The organism is Gemmatimonas sp., from assembly GCF_041689975.1.
Lineage (GTDB): Bacteria > Gemmatimonadota > Gemmatimonadetes > Gemmatimonadales > Gemmatimonadaceae > Gemmatimonas.
In genome coordinates, this window is record NZ_JBDNFF010000113.1 from 1 (window position 1) to 17581 (window position 17581).

The following is a 17581-nucleotide window of genomic DNA, read 5'->3' on the forward strand; positions in this document are numbered from 1 at the left end:
GATCGTCGTCTTTCCCGTTCCGCTCGGACCCGTCAGAATGACGCTGCCGATCGAACCATTGCGAATCGCGTCGCCAAGGGGACGGCCAGGTGCGAGCAGATGCTGCTGCCCGATCACGTCTTCGAGTCGCACCGGGCGCATACGGGCGGCCAGCGGTTCCGGAGAACTCGCCGCAAACAGCGTCGTGCTCATCGCTCGGTCGACGCGGGGCCCGCGGTCAATCCCAGTCTCGCGGCGGCTGCGGCCAGCGCGGTCGCCAGCTCCGGAGAGTGCGCGAGCTTGGAGAGCGTCGGCACCCAAACCGGTGCCGGTGGCGCGGCCCGTTCTGAGAGGCCAAGTCCGTCGAGCAGGAAGTACCAGCGGTCGGAACGCGCGTAGATCACGAGCAGGAGTTCAGGCGTCAACGAGAGCTGATCGTCCGGGCCAACGACCGTCAGCTCCACGCCGCCATACGTCGCCAGCGGAAAGCGCAGCCGACCAAGCGCCTCCCGAAGATCCGGCAGCGCCACATCGACGCCCACCCATTCCGTTCCGGTTCGCCAGTCGGTCATGACGACGTCGACGGCAGGATCCAGATGCACCGACAGCGCGTGCATCAGATCGACCGCCCGTTCAGCCGTCGTTCCGATGCGCGCGATGTACACACCGTCACGTACGGACGCGATAAACCAGTCCAACAGCGCGCGGAATCGCCCCGGTTCGTCACTGCCCAACGGCGACATCTCGCTTCGCATCTGGAGATTCATGCGGTCTGTCACACGGTTTCGGAGGGAAGCCCAAGATGCCGTGCGATCGCGAGCAGCGCCTGGCGCGTATTGACTGCAGGATCCTCGATCACCAGCTGCAGCAGTGCGTGCAAGATTCGCCCCAACGCAGGCCCGGTGGCGATGCCAGCGCTGCGCAGATCGTCGCCGTCCACCGCGAGATCCGCGAGCTCGATCGGTTCGCGGAACGCCATCGTGAGCATGCGACGGTGCAACCGACGAATCAACAACGGCTGCACGGCGCCGGCCGCGCTCCAACGGGCCGCCGCCAAACGCACAAAGGCCGCTACCCGCAATCGCCCCACGCCGGCGGCGAGTCGCCGCAATTCGGCAGCATCGGGCAAGATGCCGGCAGAGAGCGTCGCGGTAAGATTTGGCGCGTACCGGCTCCAGCGATCGACCAGCGCCGACACGGTTGCGATATCCTGATTCGAGAAGCGGAGATCGCGCAGCGCCCGCTCGGTCTGCTTCCCGCCCACGTCGCTGAAGAGCGCCGCCAGACGCAAGCACTTTCGCAGCGGACGCCCGGGCAGCCCGGGACGGGGCAAGGCATCGATGGCGCGCAGTGTCACGTCGCTGACCTGCGCCAACGTCGGCACCACGGACGCAAAGGCTCCGGCGTCACGCCAGCGCGCGAACGCGGTGGAGGGCGCGAGCACTTGCTCCATCGTCTTCTCGATCTCCTGCTTTACGCGCTCCGGCGACAATCGCGTCAGAAAGGGCGCGCTCCCGACAATGGCGTGCCAGGTCTCATGCTCGATGTCGAAGCCGAAACGCGCGGCGAAACGAATCGCCCGCAGGGCCCGCAACCGGTCTTCACGTAACCGCGCCTCGGCGTCGCCGACGGCACGCACGACCCGACGATTCAAGTCAATCTGCCCACCAAATGGGTCGTGCAGACGATGGTCGATCGGGTCGTACGCGATCGCGTTGATCGTGAAATCCCGCCGCGCCAGATCCTCGTCCAATGACGCACCGAACTCCACGACCGCATGACGTCCGTCGGTTTTGACATCGCGGCGAAAGGTCGTAACCTCATGCATGAGGTTGTCGCGGTCCAGCACGCCAACGGTGCCGAACTCAATCCCAACGGGAATGGTCCGGCGAAACAGCTTACGCACCTGCGTCGGGGTGGCGGCGGTCGCCAGATCCCAATCGAGGTGGGCCACGCCCAACAAGGCGTCACGCACGGCTCCGCCTACGCACCAGGTTTCGAAGCCCGCCTGCTGAAGCGTGCGGGCGATTTCGATGACCTGGCCGGGTGCGCGCCAATGACGGCCGGCAGCTGAGTTCGCTAACCGCAGAGCACGCTCCCACCGTTCACATTCAGAATTTCACCGGTCACGTGACGGGCGAGCGGGCTCGCCAGGAACAGAATCGGACCAGCGATATCCGATGGAGAGGCCACGCGCCCAAGCGGAATCGCCGCCTCGATCCGTTCGCGTCCAACGGCAAACGGCTTCGCGACGGCCTCGGTGTCTACCCATCCCGGCGCCACGGCGTTCACCGTGATATCTCGGCTAGCAAGCTCAACCGCCAACGATTTCACGAAAGCAATCATGGCGCCCTTGGTCGCAGCATAGTCCGCATGCCCGGCCTCACCCCGTTGCCCCGCCGTGCTCGACACGAAAATCATCCGTCCACCATCGCTCATCACGCGTGCGGCAGCCCGCGCTCCGTAGAACATCCCGTCGAGATTCGCGGCCATCGTCAACCGCCAGCGCTCGTCATCCAACAAGGATACAGGAAGCGGATCAGGTGGCCAAAAGCCGGAGTTTCCCACATAGATATCCACACTTCCGAAGCGATCGAGCGCTTTATCAACAAAGGAGTCATTCGCACTTTTTGTGGACAAATCACCCATGTGCGAGAAGCACTTCACTTCGTGATTCGTGATATCCACGAGAACGGCGTCGGCCTCGGCGGTCCGACTCCGGTACGCGATCCCCACATCAGCGCCGGCCTGCGCGAGTAATCGCGCGACCGCCGCACCAATACCCCGAGAGCCGCCAGTGACCAGCGCTCGCTTGCCTTTCAGTGAAATCATGTTGCGACCGACCTGTAAAAGTGCATCATGCAGTATGAGACATCATGAAATGAGGTATGGACTTGGACATTTGTCCGCAAGGCTCTTTTAGAGCGCCTGCTCGATTGCGTCACAGATTGCATGTTGGATGCACAGATGAATTTCCTGTGCGCGATCCGTCCGATCGGTTGGCACCACGATCGTGTGGTCTGCGACCAGACGCAGCGCGCCGCCGTCCCGCTTGGTCAATGCCAGCACCGGAATCCCTTTCTCCTTCGCTGCTTCAGCTGCGCGAAGCACGTTCGGTGAATTCCCACTGGTCGAATGGATGATCAGAAGATCTCCACGCTTTCCCAGTGCCTGGATCTGGCGAGAAAAAATGTGATCGAAGCCGAAATCATTCCCTGCCGCCGTGAGCAGCGACGTGTCCGTGGTCAAGGCGATCGCGGGATAGGCCCGGCGGTTTCGCATATACCGGACGACGTACTCCGTGGCGATATGTTGGGCATCGGCGGCCGACCCGCCATTTCCACAAAACAGTAACGTGCCCCCCTGATTCACGGCCGTACGGACCATTTCCAGTGCCCGCTCGATCTCCGGAGCCAGGTCGCGCGCGACCCGTTCGGCCGTCTCGGCCAGCTCGCTCAGGGCGGCCAACAATGGTGCAACGGACGCGTCTGGCGTGTGCTGCGAGCCTCGATCGACGTTGGTCATGGCTTGGTATAGGTTCAGGAATTGATCGCGTCAGCGACCGAATATGCGCTTGATTCGTCCGATCAGCCCCGCTCGAAGGGGCGGGACCGGCAGGGGATCTTCGTCGCCAAGCACGCGCTCGGCGTTGGCCCGGAGGAGCAAGTCCATCTGCTCGTCGGCTCCTCGCTCAACAAGCCAGTCACGGGCAGCGCCCAGTGAGCGGCCATCTCCGTGATTGTCCGAGGCGAGGATGTCGATCAGTCCGTCTTCCAGCATCGCTTTGGCGAGATCGGCCGGTACCCCTCGCCCCATCAGGACCGAGGCGTCGGTCTGGATGACCACGCCAAGCGCCCTCCATTCCCGTACCAGCTCGAGGGTACAGCCGAAGTACCGCTCAGGGTGAGCCAGAATAGCTGTTCGGCCGCTCCTCTCGATTCGGCGCAACTCACTGGTGGCGCCACGCGGGAGTCCGCCGCGGGTGAATTCCACGAGTAGCGCGCGCGAGCCTCCCAGGCAGAACTCCGGCGCCGAGAGATCGACCCCGGGGCTGTCGAGCATGATCTCCCACCCCAGCCGAATCTCGAGACCGGCGGGAGCGACGGACTGCAACTCCGTAAGCAGTTCACGGTGATGCGCGTACGGCGCGCTCGCCGCCTGACTCGCGTTCAAGTGCGGGGTGCACACGAGTACCGTGACGCCCTGCGCCGCAAACCGCTCCAACACGGGAATGGAGACGTCGAGCGACGGTGAGCCGTCGTCGACGCCCGGCAGCAGGTGCGAGTGAATGTCGATCATGACGCGTCCCTCCCGCTGGCGTGGCGCGGCGATGCGGACATCGCTCGCATGTGACTGCTTAGGCGCCCAACGATCCGGGGAGCGCCGCGATTCTGGCGAGCGCCCGAGCAGCCCTGACATCCAGAAGCGCTGGTTCATCGGCAGCCGACTGGAAAGCGTAGGTCACCAACGCATCGACCGCCAGCAGGTCGAGCGCGGTTGCTCGTGAGGTCGACCCCGACGCCAACAATTCGTCCAGCAACCGCTCTCCCGCGTTCAGGCAGGCCTCAGGCACCTGCTGCGCTGGCAGATGCGCGAACGGTTGCAGCAACGTCGAAAGTCGAACCCGAAGCCCCTCGGGGGGAGCGGGTGTCAAGGCATGGAACCAGCCGCCGACCGTCGTCACGATGGTCTCCGTCGCGTTCATCACTCCGTTGGCCGCGCTCACCCGGCGGTCGCCAAGCGAGCAAAAATCTCGGCCGCTGCGGCGATCGCCGTATCCAGTTTGTCGGCGTCGACACCGGCCTGCGCCATATGCGGCTTGCCACCGCCGCGTCCACCCACAGTCGCAGCCACCTCACGCACGACAACGTCGGCGCGGAGACCACGATTCCGTGCGTCATCGGTGGACACCGCGAGCAACGCGCCCTTCCCATCGGCCAGCACTGCTCCTAAAACGGCTACGCCGCTGCCGAGTGCCTCTCGGACCGAGTCACCGAGTGCCTGAAGCGCCTTGACATCCACCACCTCGACCCGCGTGGAGATGAACCGGACGCCGTGAACCTCTGTGGCCTGCGCCGCCAGTTCCTGCGCCACACCACCGCCGGACACCCCGCCGCGCATGGCTTCATCGAGGCGCTTCTCGAGCTGCTTCCGCTCTTCGATCAGCGCGTCGATCTTCTTTTCGATCTGCTCGATGTTCGTCGCGGTACCAGCCATCGGCACCTTGAGGCGCGTGGCTACCTGCACGAGCGCACGCTCGCGATCGGCGAGGAACTGAAACGCCCGCCGTCCGGTCACGGCCTCGATGCGACGCACGCCGGCGGCCACGCCACCTTCCGACACGATACGTACGAGGCCGATCTCGGCGGTGTTCTTCACATGCGTGCCGCCGCACAGCTCGACCGAAAGTTCCGGAATCTCGACCACACGCACGACATCGCCATACTTCTCACCGAAGAGCGCCATCGCGCCCTGCTCCACCGCGTCGGCGTACGCAGACTCCCGCGTATTCACAGGCGCGGCGGTCCAGACACCCTTATTCACCTGCGCTTCGACCGCGACGAGTTGATCGAGTGTGAGCGGTCCGTGATGCGTGAAGTCGAAGCGTAAACGGTCGGGCGCCACCAGCGAGCCGGCCTGATGCACATGGTCGCCAAGCACGTGTCGTAGCGCCCCGTGCAGCAGGTGCGTGGCCGTGTGGTTGCGCTCGGTGTCGTGACGACGCTCGCGCACTACGACGGCATGCGCCGGCCCAAAGATGATCTCGCCGGTGGCTGTACCGATGGCCGCAATGCGACCGTCGAGCTTTTTCACGTCGGACACGTCTACCGACCAGCCGGCACCGGTGATGGTGCCGTGGTCCGACACCTGTCCGCCCGACTCCGCGTAGAACGGGGTCTCGCGCAGCATGACCGCCACGCGCCCATCAGGGAGCGCGCGCACCGCAGTGACGACGGTATCCGCTTCGATTACGTCGTACCCGACGAAACGGCCAAGCTTGGCCGCGTGCTGCTGGTCGTGCGTCCATTGGGTCGGATCGCCGAAATCATCGGCGCTGACGGTGATCTGTCGCGACTTCCGCTCGTCCTGCGACTGCTTACGCTGCGCCGACAATGAGTGCTCGAAGCCGGCAATATCTACGAAATAACCGCGCTCACGTGCCATGAGTTCGGTCAGGTCGATCGGGAAGCCAAAGGTGTCGTACAGACGGAACGCGTCTTCACCGGAGAGCGTACCGCGCATGGTCGTCGAGCCCTGCGTCGAGGCGGCCGGCGCCAGCTCTTCGAAGCGTGTCATGCCCGCGTCGATCGTGGTGAGGAAGCGCTCTTCTTCCGCGCGCGTGGTCTCAAGGATGTGCTTCCGGCGCACGTGCAAATCGGGATACAGGTCGCACATGGTTTCGATGACCACGTCGACCACATGGACGAGCGTCGGCTCGCGGCGTCCCAGCAGCCACGCATGGCGCACGGCGCGGCGCAGAATACGACGTAGCACGTAGCCGCGACCTTCATTGCTCGGGAAGACACCATCGGCCAGCAGAAACGCGGTCGCGCGGGCGTGATCCGCAATGACGCGGAACGACGCCGGATCGATTTCGCGACCATCCTTGCCCACGGCGGTACCGAGGCCGACGCCTGGACGATACGGGTACCCGATGCCGACGACGTCCTCGACCTTCGCGATCAGCGGGCGGAAAAGATCAGTATGGAAATTGTTCGTGACGCCCTGCATGACGGCGGCGATGCGCTCGAGCCCGGCGCCGGTGTCGACCGACGGCTTGGGGAGCGGCACCATCGTTCCGTCCTGCTGACGGTCGAACTGCATGAAAACGAGGTTCCAGATTTCCAGGAAGCGGCCCGCTTCGGCGCCTTCCACGAAGGCGTCGAGCGAATAGTCCGAGATGTCCGTGTTCGTCCACTCACCGTGCGCGTCCTTCGGGAACGCCCAGTCGGGGGCCATGTGCGCGAGATCGACGTAGATCTCGGTGCACGGGCCACAAGGACCGGTATCGGCCATCTGCCAGAAGTTGTCCTTCGCGCCGAGCCCGTAAATCCGGTTGTCCGGGACGTTGGCCACGTCCTTCCACAGCTGACGCGCTTCGTCGTCTTCATGGAAGACGGTGACGCGCAGGTGCTCACGCGGAATCTTCAGGTCTTCGGTGATGAACTCCCAAGCGAAGCGGATCGCATCGTGCTTGAAGTAGTCCCCGAACGAGAAGTTCCCGAGCATCTCGAAGAAGGTGTGGTGGCGCGCCGTGTGCCCGACCTGTTCGAGATCGTTGTGCTTGCCTCCGGCGCGGACGCATTTCTGCGACGTGGTCGCTCGCCGATTACCATCGGGAGCTGCCTCCATGCCGAGAAAGACCTTTTTGAACTGAACCATCCCTGCGTTCGTGAATAGCAGAGTGGGATCATCGGCCGGAACGAGCGCGGAGCTCGGGCGGATGGTGTGGCCATTCTTCTCGAAGTAGGCCAGGAATCGGGCGCGGATTTCGGACGCAAGCATAGGCGTGCAAATATAGACGAGAGTAGGTGCTTTGTGCGGGGGCTACTCCGTCTCGTCGTCAGATGGCCGTCCAAGCACCTCTCGCAGCACTTGCCCGATGATGCTGCCGCCAAAGCCGCGGCGCTGCAGGAACGCAAACAGTCGGCGTCGGAGTACCGCGGGCTCCTTCGCACCGAGGGCGCGAACGCGCTTCTCGGCCAACGCGCGACACGCGGTCAGCTCGTCGAATCCGTCTTCGCTGATGGCCGCGCTGACGGCCTCATTCACCATCTTCCCCTCTACACCCTTCCGCCGAAGCACTTGGCGTACCTTGGCCGGTGCTTCACCACGCCGAAGCCGTGCAGCAGCTTCGGCGTGCGCAACGTCTTCATCCGAAAGGATGCCACTGGCGGCCAGTCGGTCGAGCGCTTCTGCAATCAGCACAGCGTCAGGCTGCCGCCGCCGGAGGCGGATCTCGAGTTCTCGGCGAGTTTTTCGGCCACGGGCCAACGCATTGACGGCACGATCGCTGACGTCCGTGATTTGCGATTCTCGGGCGAGGTAAGCCACGGCATCCGCGTCGAGCTCGACGCCCGGCCGCGTGGCGCCCGTTTCGCTCACGGCACCGATCGCGATGGTGAATACGCGTCCGTCGGCGAGCGTGACCACAAACCGGCCCGGTCGACGTGACGACTCCAGCACGGTCTTCACCGTGCCGGGCCCACTCCCTGGTTCAGGTGGGGATACGAAAAGAGCCGAGGGGCTACTCACAATGAGCCGTGGTGATCCGGGCACCACTTCACACCGCGAGCGACCCCTCGGCCCTCTTTTCGTTCACGCATGCTACAGATCCCGCGTACTACTCCTCGGTCTCTTCGGGCACGCCTGGCGCCTCCGCGACCTTGACGCCGAGCAATACCTTGACCTTCTCCTCGATCTCCGCCATCAGCACCGGGTTGTCCTTGAGGAACATCTTCGCGTTCTCACGGCCCTGTCCGATGCGTTGCGTACCGTAGCTGTACCAAGCGCCGGCCTTGTCGATGATGCCCGCTTCCGAGCCGATATCGACAAGCAGCGAGGTATGGCTGATGCCTTCCGCGTACATGATGTCGAACTCCGCCTGCTTGAACGGGGGCGCGACCTTGTTCTTGACGACCTTTACGCGCACGTGCGAGCCGACGACTTCTTCCTTGTCCTTCACCGGACCGATGCGGCGGATGTCGAGACGCACCGAGGCGTAGAACTTGAGCGCCTTACCACCGGTGGTGGTTTCCGGACTGCCGAACATGACGCCGATCTTCTCGCGCAGCTGATTGATGAAGATGACGGAGGTTTTTGAGCGCGCGATGGCGCCGGTGAGCTTGCGGAGCGCCTGACTCATCAAGCGTGCCTGCAGACCGACGTGCGAGTCGCCCATGTCGCCTTCGATTTCTGCTTTCGGTACCAGCGCCGCAACGGAGTCGATCACGATCACGTCGACAGCGCCGGAGCGCACGAGGATTTCGCAGATCTCGAGCGCTTGCTCACCGGTGTCGGGTTGAGAGATCAGCATGTTCTCCACATCGACGCCCAGCTTCTTGGCGTACTCGGTATCGAGCGCGTGTTCGGCGTCGATGAAGGCGGCCACACCACCCAGCTTCTGGGCGTTGGCGACCACGTGCAAACAGAGCGTGGTCTTGCCGCTGGATTCCGGTCCGTAGATCTCAGTTACGCGACCGCGCGGAATGCCGCCCACGCCGATCGCTGCATCAAGATTGATCGCGCCTGTGGGGATCGATTCGACGCGCACCTTGGAATCGGTACCAAGACGCATGATTGAACCTTTACCGCAGCTCTTTTCGATCTGCGCGACTGCGAGCGCCAGGGCCTTGCGCTTGTCGTCTGACATCACTGTGCCCGCCATAGATACCGCCGTCGTGAGTGGTGAAGCCGCCATGCCCTGGCTCGCAAAAATCTACCGGGAACGCGAGCAGGACCAAGACCCGAATAAAATACGAAGAACCTTTGATGTGGACAACTCCCCTGCACTGTCTGATTTTAGGGCAGCAAGAAGGCATTCTCGACGTGGTAAACTCGGACATTCTGACCGGAAACTAGGATGCCTACCACGTCGAACCGATAAACCAGCTCGGGCGCACCGTGCCGATCTACCCAAACGCGGGCGCTGCGGCCGAGTTCGCGGCGTTTTCGGAAGTGTACGGCTTCGACTGGATGACCGAAGGTTTCGCCCCGTCGCGCCTTCACTTCCACGAACGCGATCTCGTTTCCACGTCGCATGATGAGGTCGATATCCCGATGCCCGCTGCGGAAACGATGTTCGACGAACTCCCATCCGTCGCGTCGCATCCATCGTGCGGCGATCCGTTCGCCCAACAATCCGAGCGCCTGTCGTTGTTTCGTCATGGGCGCACGTTATCGCGGTTGGCCGCGACGTGTGTCACCAGAACAGTGCAGGCGGAGTCAAACGAACGCGGAGCGTGAACGCGCGGCGAGGATCAATGCGGGATCGTCGCTGATGATGCCTTGTACGCCGCGTTCCCAGAGTCGCAGCGCCTTCGACGGATCATTCACCGTCCAGATGTGCGTGACCACCGACGACGTGCGCACGGCGCGCGCGAGGGCGGCGATGGGCAACGGTATGCCGTTGTGCGTGGGCGGGATGCAGAGCGCCTGATACCAAGGTGTCGGGATTCGGCGACGGAGCAGCGACGGCAGCAGCAGGCGAGCGACGTCGGGCGTACTCGCGCCGAGCGCAAAGCCCTGCCCGCGTAGGGGCTGCGTGCTGGCGGGCTCGAAGCCGGCCACGATCACGCGCTTCTGCAGACCATGGCGAACGATGGCCGCGTGCAGTGCCGCCGACGCCGCGGGCGCTTTCAACTCCACAATGAACGGGAGCGTGCTGGGCAGCGCTTCCACGACCTCATTGAAGGACGGAATCACGACGCCGCGATGGCGCCACGGGAATATTCGACCACGATCCGCGGTGAAGCGAGCGCCGGCGTCGTGTGCGCGGAGCGCCGCGAACGTCTGCGAGGCGATTGCGCCGGAGCCGCTGGTGGTCCGATCGATCGTGAGGTCATGCATGAGCAGCAGCACGCCATCGCTCGAGACCTGCACATCGAACTCGACGGCATCCACGCCGAGCGCCACCGCCTCCTGCAACGACGCGAGGGTGTTCTCGGGAGCATGGGCGCGATTTCCGCGATGTCCGATCACGGGATGGGCGTTGGGGTCGAGCAGAATCATGTGGCAAGCTAACGGAAACGCACGAGGGGGCAGCGCACCGTGTGCACCGCCCCCCGTAAAACGCCGCGCTCGAGGACGACCGCGAGAAGGTCGCCGACCGAAGCTGTTTAGAACGAGTACTGCAGTCGCGTCATGATCATGCGTCCGATTTCAGGCACGCCCGGGAACGTGCGAATGCGATTGTCGAACATGTTCTGCGCGTTCAGCGACCAGGTCAGCTTGTTCTCACCGAGGTTGAAGCGCTTGGTCACCTGGGCGTCGAAGGTGAACGCTTCGGGCACGTTTTCGTAGCAGAACGTGCCGGCAGGCGCCGGTGAGCATCGACCCGGTCCGCCGGCAGCCGCTGTCGTGATTGCGCCCGTTTGACCGGCCGCGATCGGGAACGCAAAGTTCGACGCGTACACGCCGGAGTTCACCGGATACGCCTCGTTGTAGCGCGTACGCAGTTCGAATCCAACGCCGTTGTCGTCGTTGCGATAGCGCATGCCAAGCGAGCCGCGCGAGTTTGGCGAGTTGGACATCAGCGGCAGACCGTTGCCGCCATTCAGTCCCTGGAACACGTTCTGGCTCTGATAGCTGTACGCCAAGTCGGCGGTGATGCGTTCGGTGGCCGAGACAGATGTGGCGAGGTCGAGGCCACGCACCCACAGCTTACCCGCCGACGTGAAGTACGTGGCGTACACGGCATTCGGCGCCGTGTTGCCGTTCGCGAAGGTGACCACACCCACGGGCAGCGAGGCAACGCTGGGCGTCAGCGCTCCGGCTACACCGGACACGATCTGATTGATCTGCGCTGGCGTCAGGCCGAGTTGGGCGAGCTGCGGTCCAAGGTTCGCACCAAGCTGCTGTCCAAGGTAGCCGCCCAGTTGTTGCGGGTTACCGAAGAACACGTTCGGCGTTGCCAGTGCAGCCGGCGTACCGACATCTCCACGCTCCTGACCCCAGAGCGCTACGTCGAACGTCACCTTGCCGCCGAGGGTGCCTTTGTAGCCGACTTCGAACGTGTTGTTGAACGCAGCCTGCAGCGGGTCGATGTCGGGCAACTGCGTGGTCTGCAGCGCGGTCGTCGCCGTGGTCAGGTATGAGACGCGGGTCGACAGGTCGGCGTTGGTCGGTGTGCGGGTGCCAAGGAATTGCACCGCGCCCGCCGCCAGTGTGGCGGCGACGCTCGCCGGAATACCAGCCTGCTGCAGCGCTCCGGCGATGCCGGGCGTGAGCCGCGGGGCAAGTGCTTGAATGGCACCCGGAAACGCGGCCGCAGCGCTAGCACCGACAAAGGCACCCTGAGAGGCATACGCCGACTTCATGCAGTACGAACCGAACGCGCTTCCCGTGCCGCAGGTACGGTTGAACTGGTGACCGTTCTTCGGCGGGTTCCCGCGCGCCCGTACGTCAAAGCCCGAACCACCGGCATTCGGCGACTGTATGAGGTCGAGGAAGAACGAGAAATTGCCGGGCGTGGAGAAGGCGCGATTGTATGTGAACCGGATATTCTGATTCGCGCTCGGCTTCAGGATCAGTGCTGCACGGGGCGAGAAGAACTGACCGGCGATCACGCTATTGGCATCCCCGCGGGCGGCCAGCAGCAGTTCGACTTGCTTGATCGGCTTGGTCGACGACTGGATGTACGCGCCGTACTCCGTGACATTGTCGACGTCTTCGTTCTGGCCGTTGATGGTGTTCGCGGTACGCGGGTTGGTCCAGATATAGTCGGCACCGTACGTGAAGCTCTGCTTGGCCCCAAGGTCGAAGCCGTGCTGCAACTGTGCTGAAGCCACGCGAGACTGGTCGACGATCGGCTGGCCCGAGCGCAGCAGAAACGTGCCTTGGTCGTCTGCCGCGCTGGCGTTGCCGGCGTCGCTGCTGTTGATGAAAGCCTGCGCGAACAGGCGATTCCAGCGGAACCGCTGCTGCAAGCTCAGATACGTCCAGTTCTTGATCTGGGACGATCCGTTGGCGCCAGTCAGTTCGATCGCGTTGCCGACATTGGTGTAGCCGAGCGTCGAAATGGCCTCCATTCCTTCGCGCGGCCGGACGTCGAGACGCGCTTCACCCGTATAGCGCTGAAGATTGAAGTCACGCTCGTTCGCCTTCCCCCGACGCGACGCCGGCACGTTGGTCGTGTTCGGAAAAAGTGTCGGCTCCGCCCGGTCGTTGTACTCCCAGTCCTTTCCCTGGAAGTATTCACCCGACAGCTTGTACGCGAACTTCTCGTTGATCTTGCCCGCGTGGCGCAGGCCGGTGCGGAGCACCGAGCGCTCACCGCCGTCGACACTGATGGTGGTTCCTTGCGACTGGAACGGTGACTTCGTGATCACGTGCAGCACGCCGTTCGAACTGTTCGGTCCGAACAACGCCGACGCCGGTCCGAGCAACACTTCGATACGATCGATATCTTCATTCGTACCGGTGAAGAGGAACGGCACGTTCACGCGGAGCGACGGCACCCCGGCAAAGCGGTAATCCTGCAGCATGAGCATGCTACCGCTGAATGCGTTGTTGAAGCCGCGTGCCACGACGTTTGCCTGCGCGAGACCACCGCGGTTGATGTCGACGCCCGGCGTCGCGCGCAGGTGGTCGGTGATGGTGATAGCCGGGCGCTCTTCGATCTGCTGGCTCGTGACCGTGAGGATCTGAGCCGGCGCATCGAGCGCCTTTTCCGGACGGCTGCGGCTGGCGGTGACGACCGTCTGCTCGAGCACGTTCGTGCGCGGCGTCATCGCAATGGTAAGCGCGGCCCCCGGCTGCACGTTGATCGACCGCTTCGGGGCGAAGCCGATGGCCGACACGCTCACCGTGTACGAGCCGTTCGGAAGATTCACGATACGGAACGCGCCGTCGGCACCGCTCACGGCGCCGTACGATGTGCCTCCAGATACCGATGCCTTGATCGTGGCGTTCTCGATCGGGCGGCCGCTCTCGGCGTTGGTCACCTTACCCGTAATGGTTCCGGCTTGGGCCGCCAGTCCGGCGGCGACCATGGGCAGTGCGCCAAGCGCAAGCATGATCGAAGTCAGTACTCGTCGAACGCGAATGAGAAACATCTAACACCTCGGGAGGGAGGAAAAATGTCGAGGTCCGGCGGTCCGCGGGCAGGCGAGCGGAAGGAGGGGGACGAACAGCTTCAATGTTCGCCGGACTGTTACACCTCGTCAATACGTCGTGACGAGAGACCGCTGAGAATTTGAAGTCGTCAGGATCCGCAGATGCGTTCCAGATCCTGCACACCCACCAGTACATCGCGGGGTCGTGCCGCGCCTTCGGAGGGTGCCAACACGCCCGCCGCTTCCAACTGGTCGATGATACGTGCGGCGCGTCCGTATCCGACTTTCAGCCGCCGCTGTAAGAGCGACGTCGATCCCTGCCGATGTTGAATGACCACCTCGGCCGCCTCTCGGAAGCGCGCATCCCGTTCGTCCGATGCGCGGTCGCGATCGTCATCATCGCCACCGTCGCCCTTCGCTTCGAGGGCGCGTACCGTTTCCAGAATGTCCGGTTCGGCCGTGATACCCTCACCCGCCTCATGACGGGCACGGGCATCTTCGTACCACTTGAGCAAGCGCTCCGTATCCTCACTGGAGAGATATGCTCCCTGCAGGCGGGCAGGCTCCGATTTACCGGGCGGGATGAAGAGCATGTCCCCGTTACCGAGCAATGCTTCGGCGCCCGCGCCGTCGATGATCGTGCGGCTATCAATCTGCGACGCCACGCGAAACGCGATACGGCAGGGGAAGTTGGCCTTGATGAGGCCCGTGATCACATTTACGCTGGGACGCTGCGTGGCCAATATCAGGTGAATGCCGATCGCGCGTGCCTTCTGCGCCAGCATCGCGATCGGCGTTTCGACTTCCCCCTGCACCGTCATCATGAGGTCGGCCATTTCGTCGATCACGACGACGATGTACGGCAACACGCCGCCGGTATACGCGCGGTCCTCGAACGCTACTTCGAGATTACGCGGCTTCTGCACCGGCGCGCCCTCGCCGTCAGCGTGCTGTTGTACCCGTCGATTGAACTCTTGAAGGTTGCGGCACGCATTCGCTTCGAGCAAGCGGTAACGGTCCTGCATCTCCATCACGGCCCACTTGAGCACGGAGGCCGCGTCGCGGTTGTCGGTAATCACCTTGTGACGCAGATGCGGCAGCGCGTTGTAGACACTGAGTTCGACCATCTTCGGATCGACCATCAGGAATCGCAGCGTGCGTGGCGTATGCCGATAGGCAAGGCTCGTGATGATCGTGTTGACGCAGACGGATTTTCCGGAGCCCGTCGCACCAGCAATCAACAGGTGCGGCATCTTTGCCAGGTCGGCGATCACGGCGCGCCCTTCGAGATCCTTGCCCAGCGCGATCGGCAACGCGGCGCGCATCTGCCGGAACTCTGCCGACTCGAGCACTTCGCGTAGCACGACCATCTCCGGCGTCGGATTCGGGACTTCAACACCAACCGCGCCACGACCCGGGATCGGCGCCACGATGCGAATACTCGGCGCCCGCATCGCCAGGGCGAGATCGTCCGCCAGCGCCGCGATCTGTCGCACTTTCACGCCGGGTGCCGGCTCGATCTCGAACTGCGTCACGGTCGGCCCTGTCGTACGCCCGACCAGCTGGCCATCCACTTTGAACGTGCGGAGCGCGGCCATCAACTTCTCACCGGCCAGGTCCAAGTCGCGCTTGCCCGCGTCGGCGTTCCGCGCCGGCGCCGCCGTGAGCAAGTCGGTCGGCGGCAAATCGTCGCTGAAGGGCGACGGTTCCGCCGCGGCATCGAGCGCCGCTTCGACGGCCGCGGCGACCGGACGCGCCGCGTCCTTCGCGCTTTTCTTCGCCTTCGCACTATCGCGGCCGGTGTCGGAGGGCGCGTATCGCGCGTCGGGCTTATCAAGCGCCAAGACGTCACGCGCCAGCGCCGGGTCGATGGCCGGCAGCTCTTCCGGTTCCGGCTCGAGCTGCTGCGCCAGCGTTCGGCGCTTGCGGCCGCTCACGACGGCACGCGCTTCAACCGCGCTGCCGTCCACCGTGTCGGCGTCGGCCGTTCGCGCACCGGGACCCAGCAAATTGCGGATCGGATTCGAGCGCAACGTCGCCACGGTCAGCGCACTCGAGACCAGCAAAAAGAACACCCACGCTCCAGCCGAGCCGAGTCCCTTTCGCAGGTAGTGAGCGGCGAAGCTCCCCCACAGGCCAGCGCCGTCGGAGGCCGACGGTTCACCGCCTAGCGCAAGACCGATCGCCACGGGCACCAGCGTCACGGTCCCCGCGAAGAGCAGGCCCCAATCGCTCGCACCGTCGGCACGGGCAATCCGGCCTAAAAGCGAGAGGGCCACGACCAGACATCCCATGGCGACGATGGCCGCACCAGGAATGCCGACCGTGCTCACCAAGGCACAGCGCGCCCATGTGCCCGCGGGACCAAACACGCCGGTTGCCTCGAGGCACAGCTGGCCGACATTCGGTACGTTGAAGACGAGAGCACCGGTAAGAAACACCGCGAGCAGGGTCAGCGCGATCGCCGAAAGCTCCCGACGCAGCACAGCGGGTTCCATGACTCAGTGTTCCGTGCGAGTCGCAGGCTCGAGCTGAAGTTGGCGGTCATGGTATCGCACGGCTCGATCGTAACGATCAAGCGTCAGACACAGCTCAACGTCGCGCTCGAAGCCCGCCGCCACGAGCGCCTTGGCGTGGGCGGCCTCGAGTGCCACGGACGCGATCCCTCCCTGAAACGGTCGTTCGGCCATCTCGGCCACGCGGGCGCCGTCCCCCCGGGTGACGCTTTCCAGGCCCGCGGTAATGCCGCGCACCAACCGTCCGGCACACACGACATCCTCGAGTGCCACACGCCGCTCGTGGCCCGCACAAATGATGGTCACGTCGCCGCCGTGTTCGATGGAGGACCGCACCGATGCCGCCGTGGCGGCCACATTGACGAACGCCGCGAAGCAGCACACGCGCGCGCCGTGGGTTGCGGCCAATGCCATGGTGCCATTCGTCGTAGTGTACAGAATCGTGCGACCCTCGACCGACGCTGGTGTGTACTCGGCGGGAGAATTACCCAAGTCGAATCCATCGATCTTCACCATGCGCCGTTCGCCCGCGAGCTGGACTTCCCCACGTGCGTACGCCTTCGCTCGCGAAGCTGTTTCATCGACCGTCTCGAACGGGATCACCCCACGGGCGCCGGCAGCAAGCGCGGCGGCCACGGTGGTCGCCGCGCGCAGCACGTCGATGACCACGACTACTCGATCCGCTACGTCGGCCGGCGTGACCTGCGCCTCGCCGAGCAGCACATCGATGCGCACTACGTCGGCTCCTTGAGCAGATCAGATCCCTCGAACTCGAGCCACTTGGTGTGCACCTTGCCGGCCTTGAAGTCGGGGTGCTGCATGACGCGGGCAAGGAACGGCACCGTGGTTTTCACACCCTCGATCACGAAGCTCTCGAGCGCGATCTGCATGCGCTTGAGCGCTTCTTCGCGCGTGTTGCCCTGTACGATGAGCTTGGCGATCATCGAATCGTAGTACGGCGGCACCGTGTAGCCCGCATAGGCGTGGGTATCGACGCGTACGCCCGGTCCACCGGGCTGATGAAACACTTCGAGCTTACCCGGCGACGGCTGGAAATTGCGGGCCGGATCTTCGGCGTTCACGCGGCACTCGATCACATGGCCACGGAATTCAGGCGTCGACATCACGGACAACGGAAGTCCGGAGGCCACCCGGATCTGCTCCTTCACGAGATCGACGCCGGTGAGCATTTCCGTGACCGGATGCTCGACCTGAATACGCGTATTCATCTCCATGAAGAAGAACGACCCGTCCTCGTCGAGGAGCATTTCCACCGTGCCGGCGCCGATGTAGTTGATCGCCTTCGCGCCA

At 64.0% G+C, this 17581-nt stretch carries 14 protein-coding genes and 2 pseudogenes; all 16 read right to left on the bottom strand.

Going from position 1 to position 17581, the window contains the following annotated elements:
- Positions 1-192, bottom strand: a pseudogene (locus ACESNG_RS07845) (hypothetical protein); the annotation flags it as partial.
- A complete protein-coding gene (locus ACESNG_RS07850; RefSeq protein WP_373068457.1) occupies positions 189-746 on the bottom strand; it encodes a hypothetical protein in 558 nt (185 codons plus the stop codon). The gene ACESNG_RS07850 and the pseudogene ACESNG_RS07845, both read right to left, overlap by 4 nt.
- Before the next feature lie 8 nt (positions 747-754).
- Positions 755-2068, bottom strand: coding sequence for a CCA tRNA nucleotidyltransferase (locus ACESNG_RS07855; RefSeq protein WP_373068467.1), 1314 nt, complete (start codon positions 2066-2068; stop codon positions 755-757).
- Positions 2059-2811, bottom strand: a complete 753-nt coding sequence (locus tag ACESNG_RS07860; protein WP_373058353.1) for an SDR family NAD(P)-dependent oxidoreductase — start codon at positions 2809-2811, stop codon at positions 2059-2061. Before ACESNG_RS07860 ends, ACESNG_RS07855 begins: the two co-directional genes overlap by 10 nt.
- 87 nt (positions 2812-2898) lie before the next feature.
- Positions 2899-3504 carry an SIS domain-containing protein gene (locus ACESNG_RS07865; protein ID WP_373068459.1) on the bottom strand — a complete coding sequence of 202 codons (606 nt, stop codon included), beginning with the start codon at positions 3502-3504 and terminating at the stop codon, positions 2899-2901.
- Positions 3505-3534: 30 nt separating this feature from the next.
- A complete protein-coding gene (locus ACESNG_RS07870; RefSeq protein WP_373058349.1) occupies positions 3535-4278 on the bottom strand; it encodes a tyrosine-protein phosphatase in 744 nt (247 codons plus the stop codon).
- Between the two features lie 58 nt (positions 4279-4336).
- Positions 4337-4663 (bottom strand): hypothetical protein, encoded by a 327-nt coding sequence (locus tag ACESNG_RS07875; RefSeq protein WP_373058347.1) that lies wholly within the window; start codon positions 4661-4663, stop codon positions 4337-4339.
- A 38-nt stretch (positions 4664-4701) separates the two neighbouring features.
- A complete protein-coding gene (gene alaS / locus ACESNG_RS07880) occupies positions 4702-7485 on the bottom strand; it encodes an alanine--tRNA ligase (protein WP_373068461.1) in 2784 nt (927 codons plus the stop codon).
- 42 nt (positions 7486-7527) lie between these two features.
- Complete coding sequence (locus tag ACESNG_RS07885; RefSeq protein ID WP_373058343.1) at positions 7528-8175, bottom strand: regulatory protein RecX; 648 nt, start codon at positions 8173-8175, stop codon at positions 7528-7530.
- Positions 8176-8323: 148 nt separating this feature from the next.
- Entirely contained in the window at positions 8324-9400 is a 1077-nt protein-coding gene (gene recA, locus ACESNG_RS07890) for a recombinase RecA (RefSeq protein WP_373058341.1), read from the bottom strand.
- Between the two features lie 101 nt (positions 9401-9501).
- A complete protein-coding gene (locus ACESNG_RS07895) occupies positions 9502-9867 on the bottom strand; it encodes a YraN family protein (protein ID WP_373068463.1) in 366 nt (121 codons plus the stop codon).
- Between the two features lie 57 nt (positions 9868-9924).
- Complete coding sequence (locus ACESNG_RS07900) at positions 9925-10710, bottom strand: glycerophosphodiester phosphodiesterase family protein (RefSeq protein WP_373058339.1); 786 nt, start codon at positions 10708-10710, stop codon at positions 9925-9927.
- Between the two features lie 107 nt (positions 10711-10817).
- Positions 10818-13715, bottom strand: coding sequence for a TonB-dependent receptor domain-containing protein (locus tag ACESNG_RS07905; RefSeq protein WP_373068465.1), 2898 nt, complete (start codon positions 13713-13715; stop codon positions 10818-10820).
- Between the two features lie 188 nt (positions 13716-13903).
- A complete protein-coding gene (locus ACESNG_RS07910; protein WP_373058335.1) occupies positions 13904-16252 on the bottom strand; it encodes a DNA translocase FtsK in 2349 nt (782 codons plus the stop codon).
- 3 nt (positions 16253-16255) lie between these two features.
- Positions 16256-17005 carry a 2-phosphosulfolactate phosphatase gene (locus ACESNG_RS07915; RefSeq protein ID WP_373058333.1) on the bottom strand — a complete coding sequence of 250 codons (750 nt, stop codon included), beginning with the start codon at positions 17003-17005 and terminating at the stop codon, positions 16256-16258.
- Positions 17005-17581 (bottom strand): annotated as a pseudogene (locus tag ACESNG_RS07920) (acetyl-CoA carboxylase biotin carboxylase subunit); the annotation flags it as partial. The pseudogene ACESNG_RS07920 and the gene ACESNG_RS07915, both read right to left, overlap by 1 nt.

Bases quoted from the DNA above. Each gene is read 5' to 3' on its own strand.
- ACESNG_RS07900 (WP_373058339.1), bottom strand. From the start codon at position 10,710: ATGATTCTGCTCGACCCCAACGCCCATCCCGTGATCGGACATCGCGGA.
- ACESNG_RS07850 (WP_373068457.1), bottom strand. From the start codon at position 746: ATGAATCTCCAGATGCGAAGCGAGATGTCGCCGTTGGGCAGTGACGAA.
- ACESNG_RS07910 (WP_373058335.1), bottom strand. From the start codon at position 16,252: ATGGAACCCGCTGTGCTGCGTCGGGAGCTTTCGGCGATCGCGCTGACC.
- ACESNG_RS07865 (WP_373068459.1), bottom strand. From the start codon at position 3,504: ATGACCAACGTCGATCGAGGCTCGCAGCACACGCCAGACGCGTCCGTT.
- ACESNG_RS07895 (WP_373068463.1), bottom strand. From the start codon at position 9,867: ATGACGAAACAACGACAGGCGCTCGGATTGTTGGGCGAACGGATCGCC.
- ACESNG_RS07860 (WP_373058353.1), bottom strand. From the start codon at position 2,811: ATGATTTCACTGAAAGGCAAGCGAGCGCTGGTCACTGGCGGCTCTCGG.
- ACESNG_RS07870 (WP_373058349.1), bottom strand. From the start codon at position 4,278: ATGATCGACATTCACTCGCACCTGCTGCCGGGCGTCGACGACGGCTCA.
- ACESNG_RS07905 (WP_373068465.1), bottom strand. From the start codon at position 13,715: ATGCTTGCGCTTGGCGCACTGCCCATGGTCGCCGCCGGACTGGCGGCC.
- alaS (WP_373068461.1), bottom strand. From the start codon at position 7,485: ATGCTTGCGTCCGAAATCCGCGCCCGATTCCTGGCCTACTTCGAGAAG.
- recA (WP_373058341.1), bottom strand. From the start codon at position 9,400: ATGGCGGCTTCACCACTCACGACGGCGGTATCTATGGCGGGCACAGTG.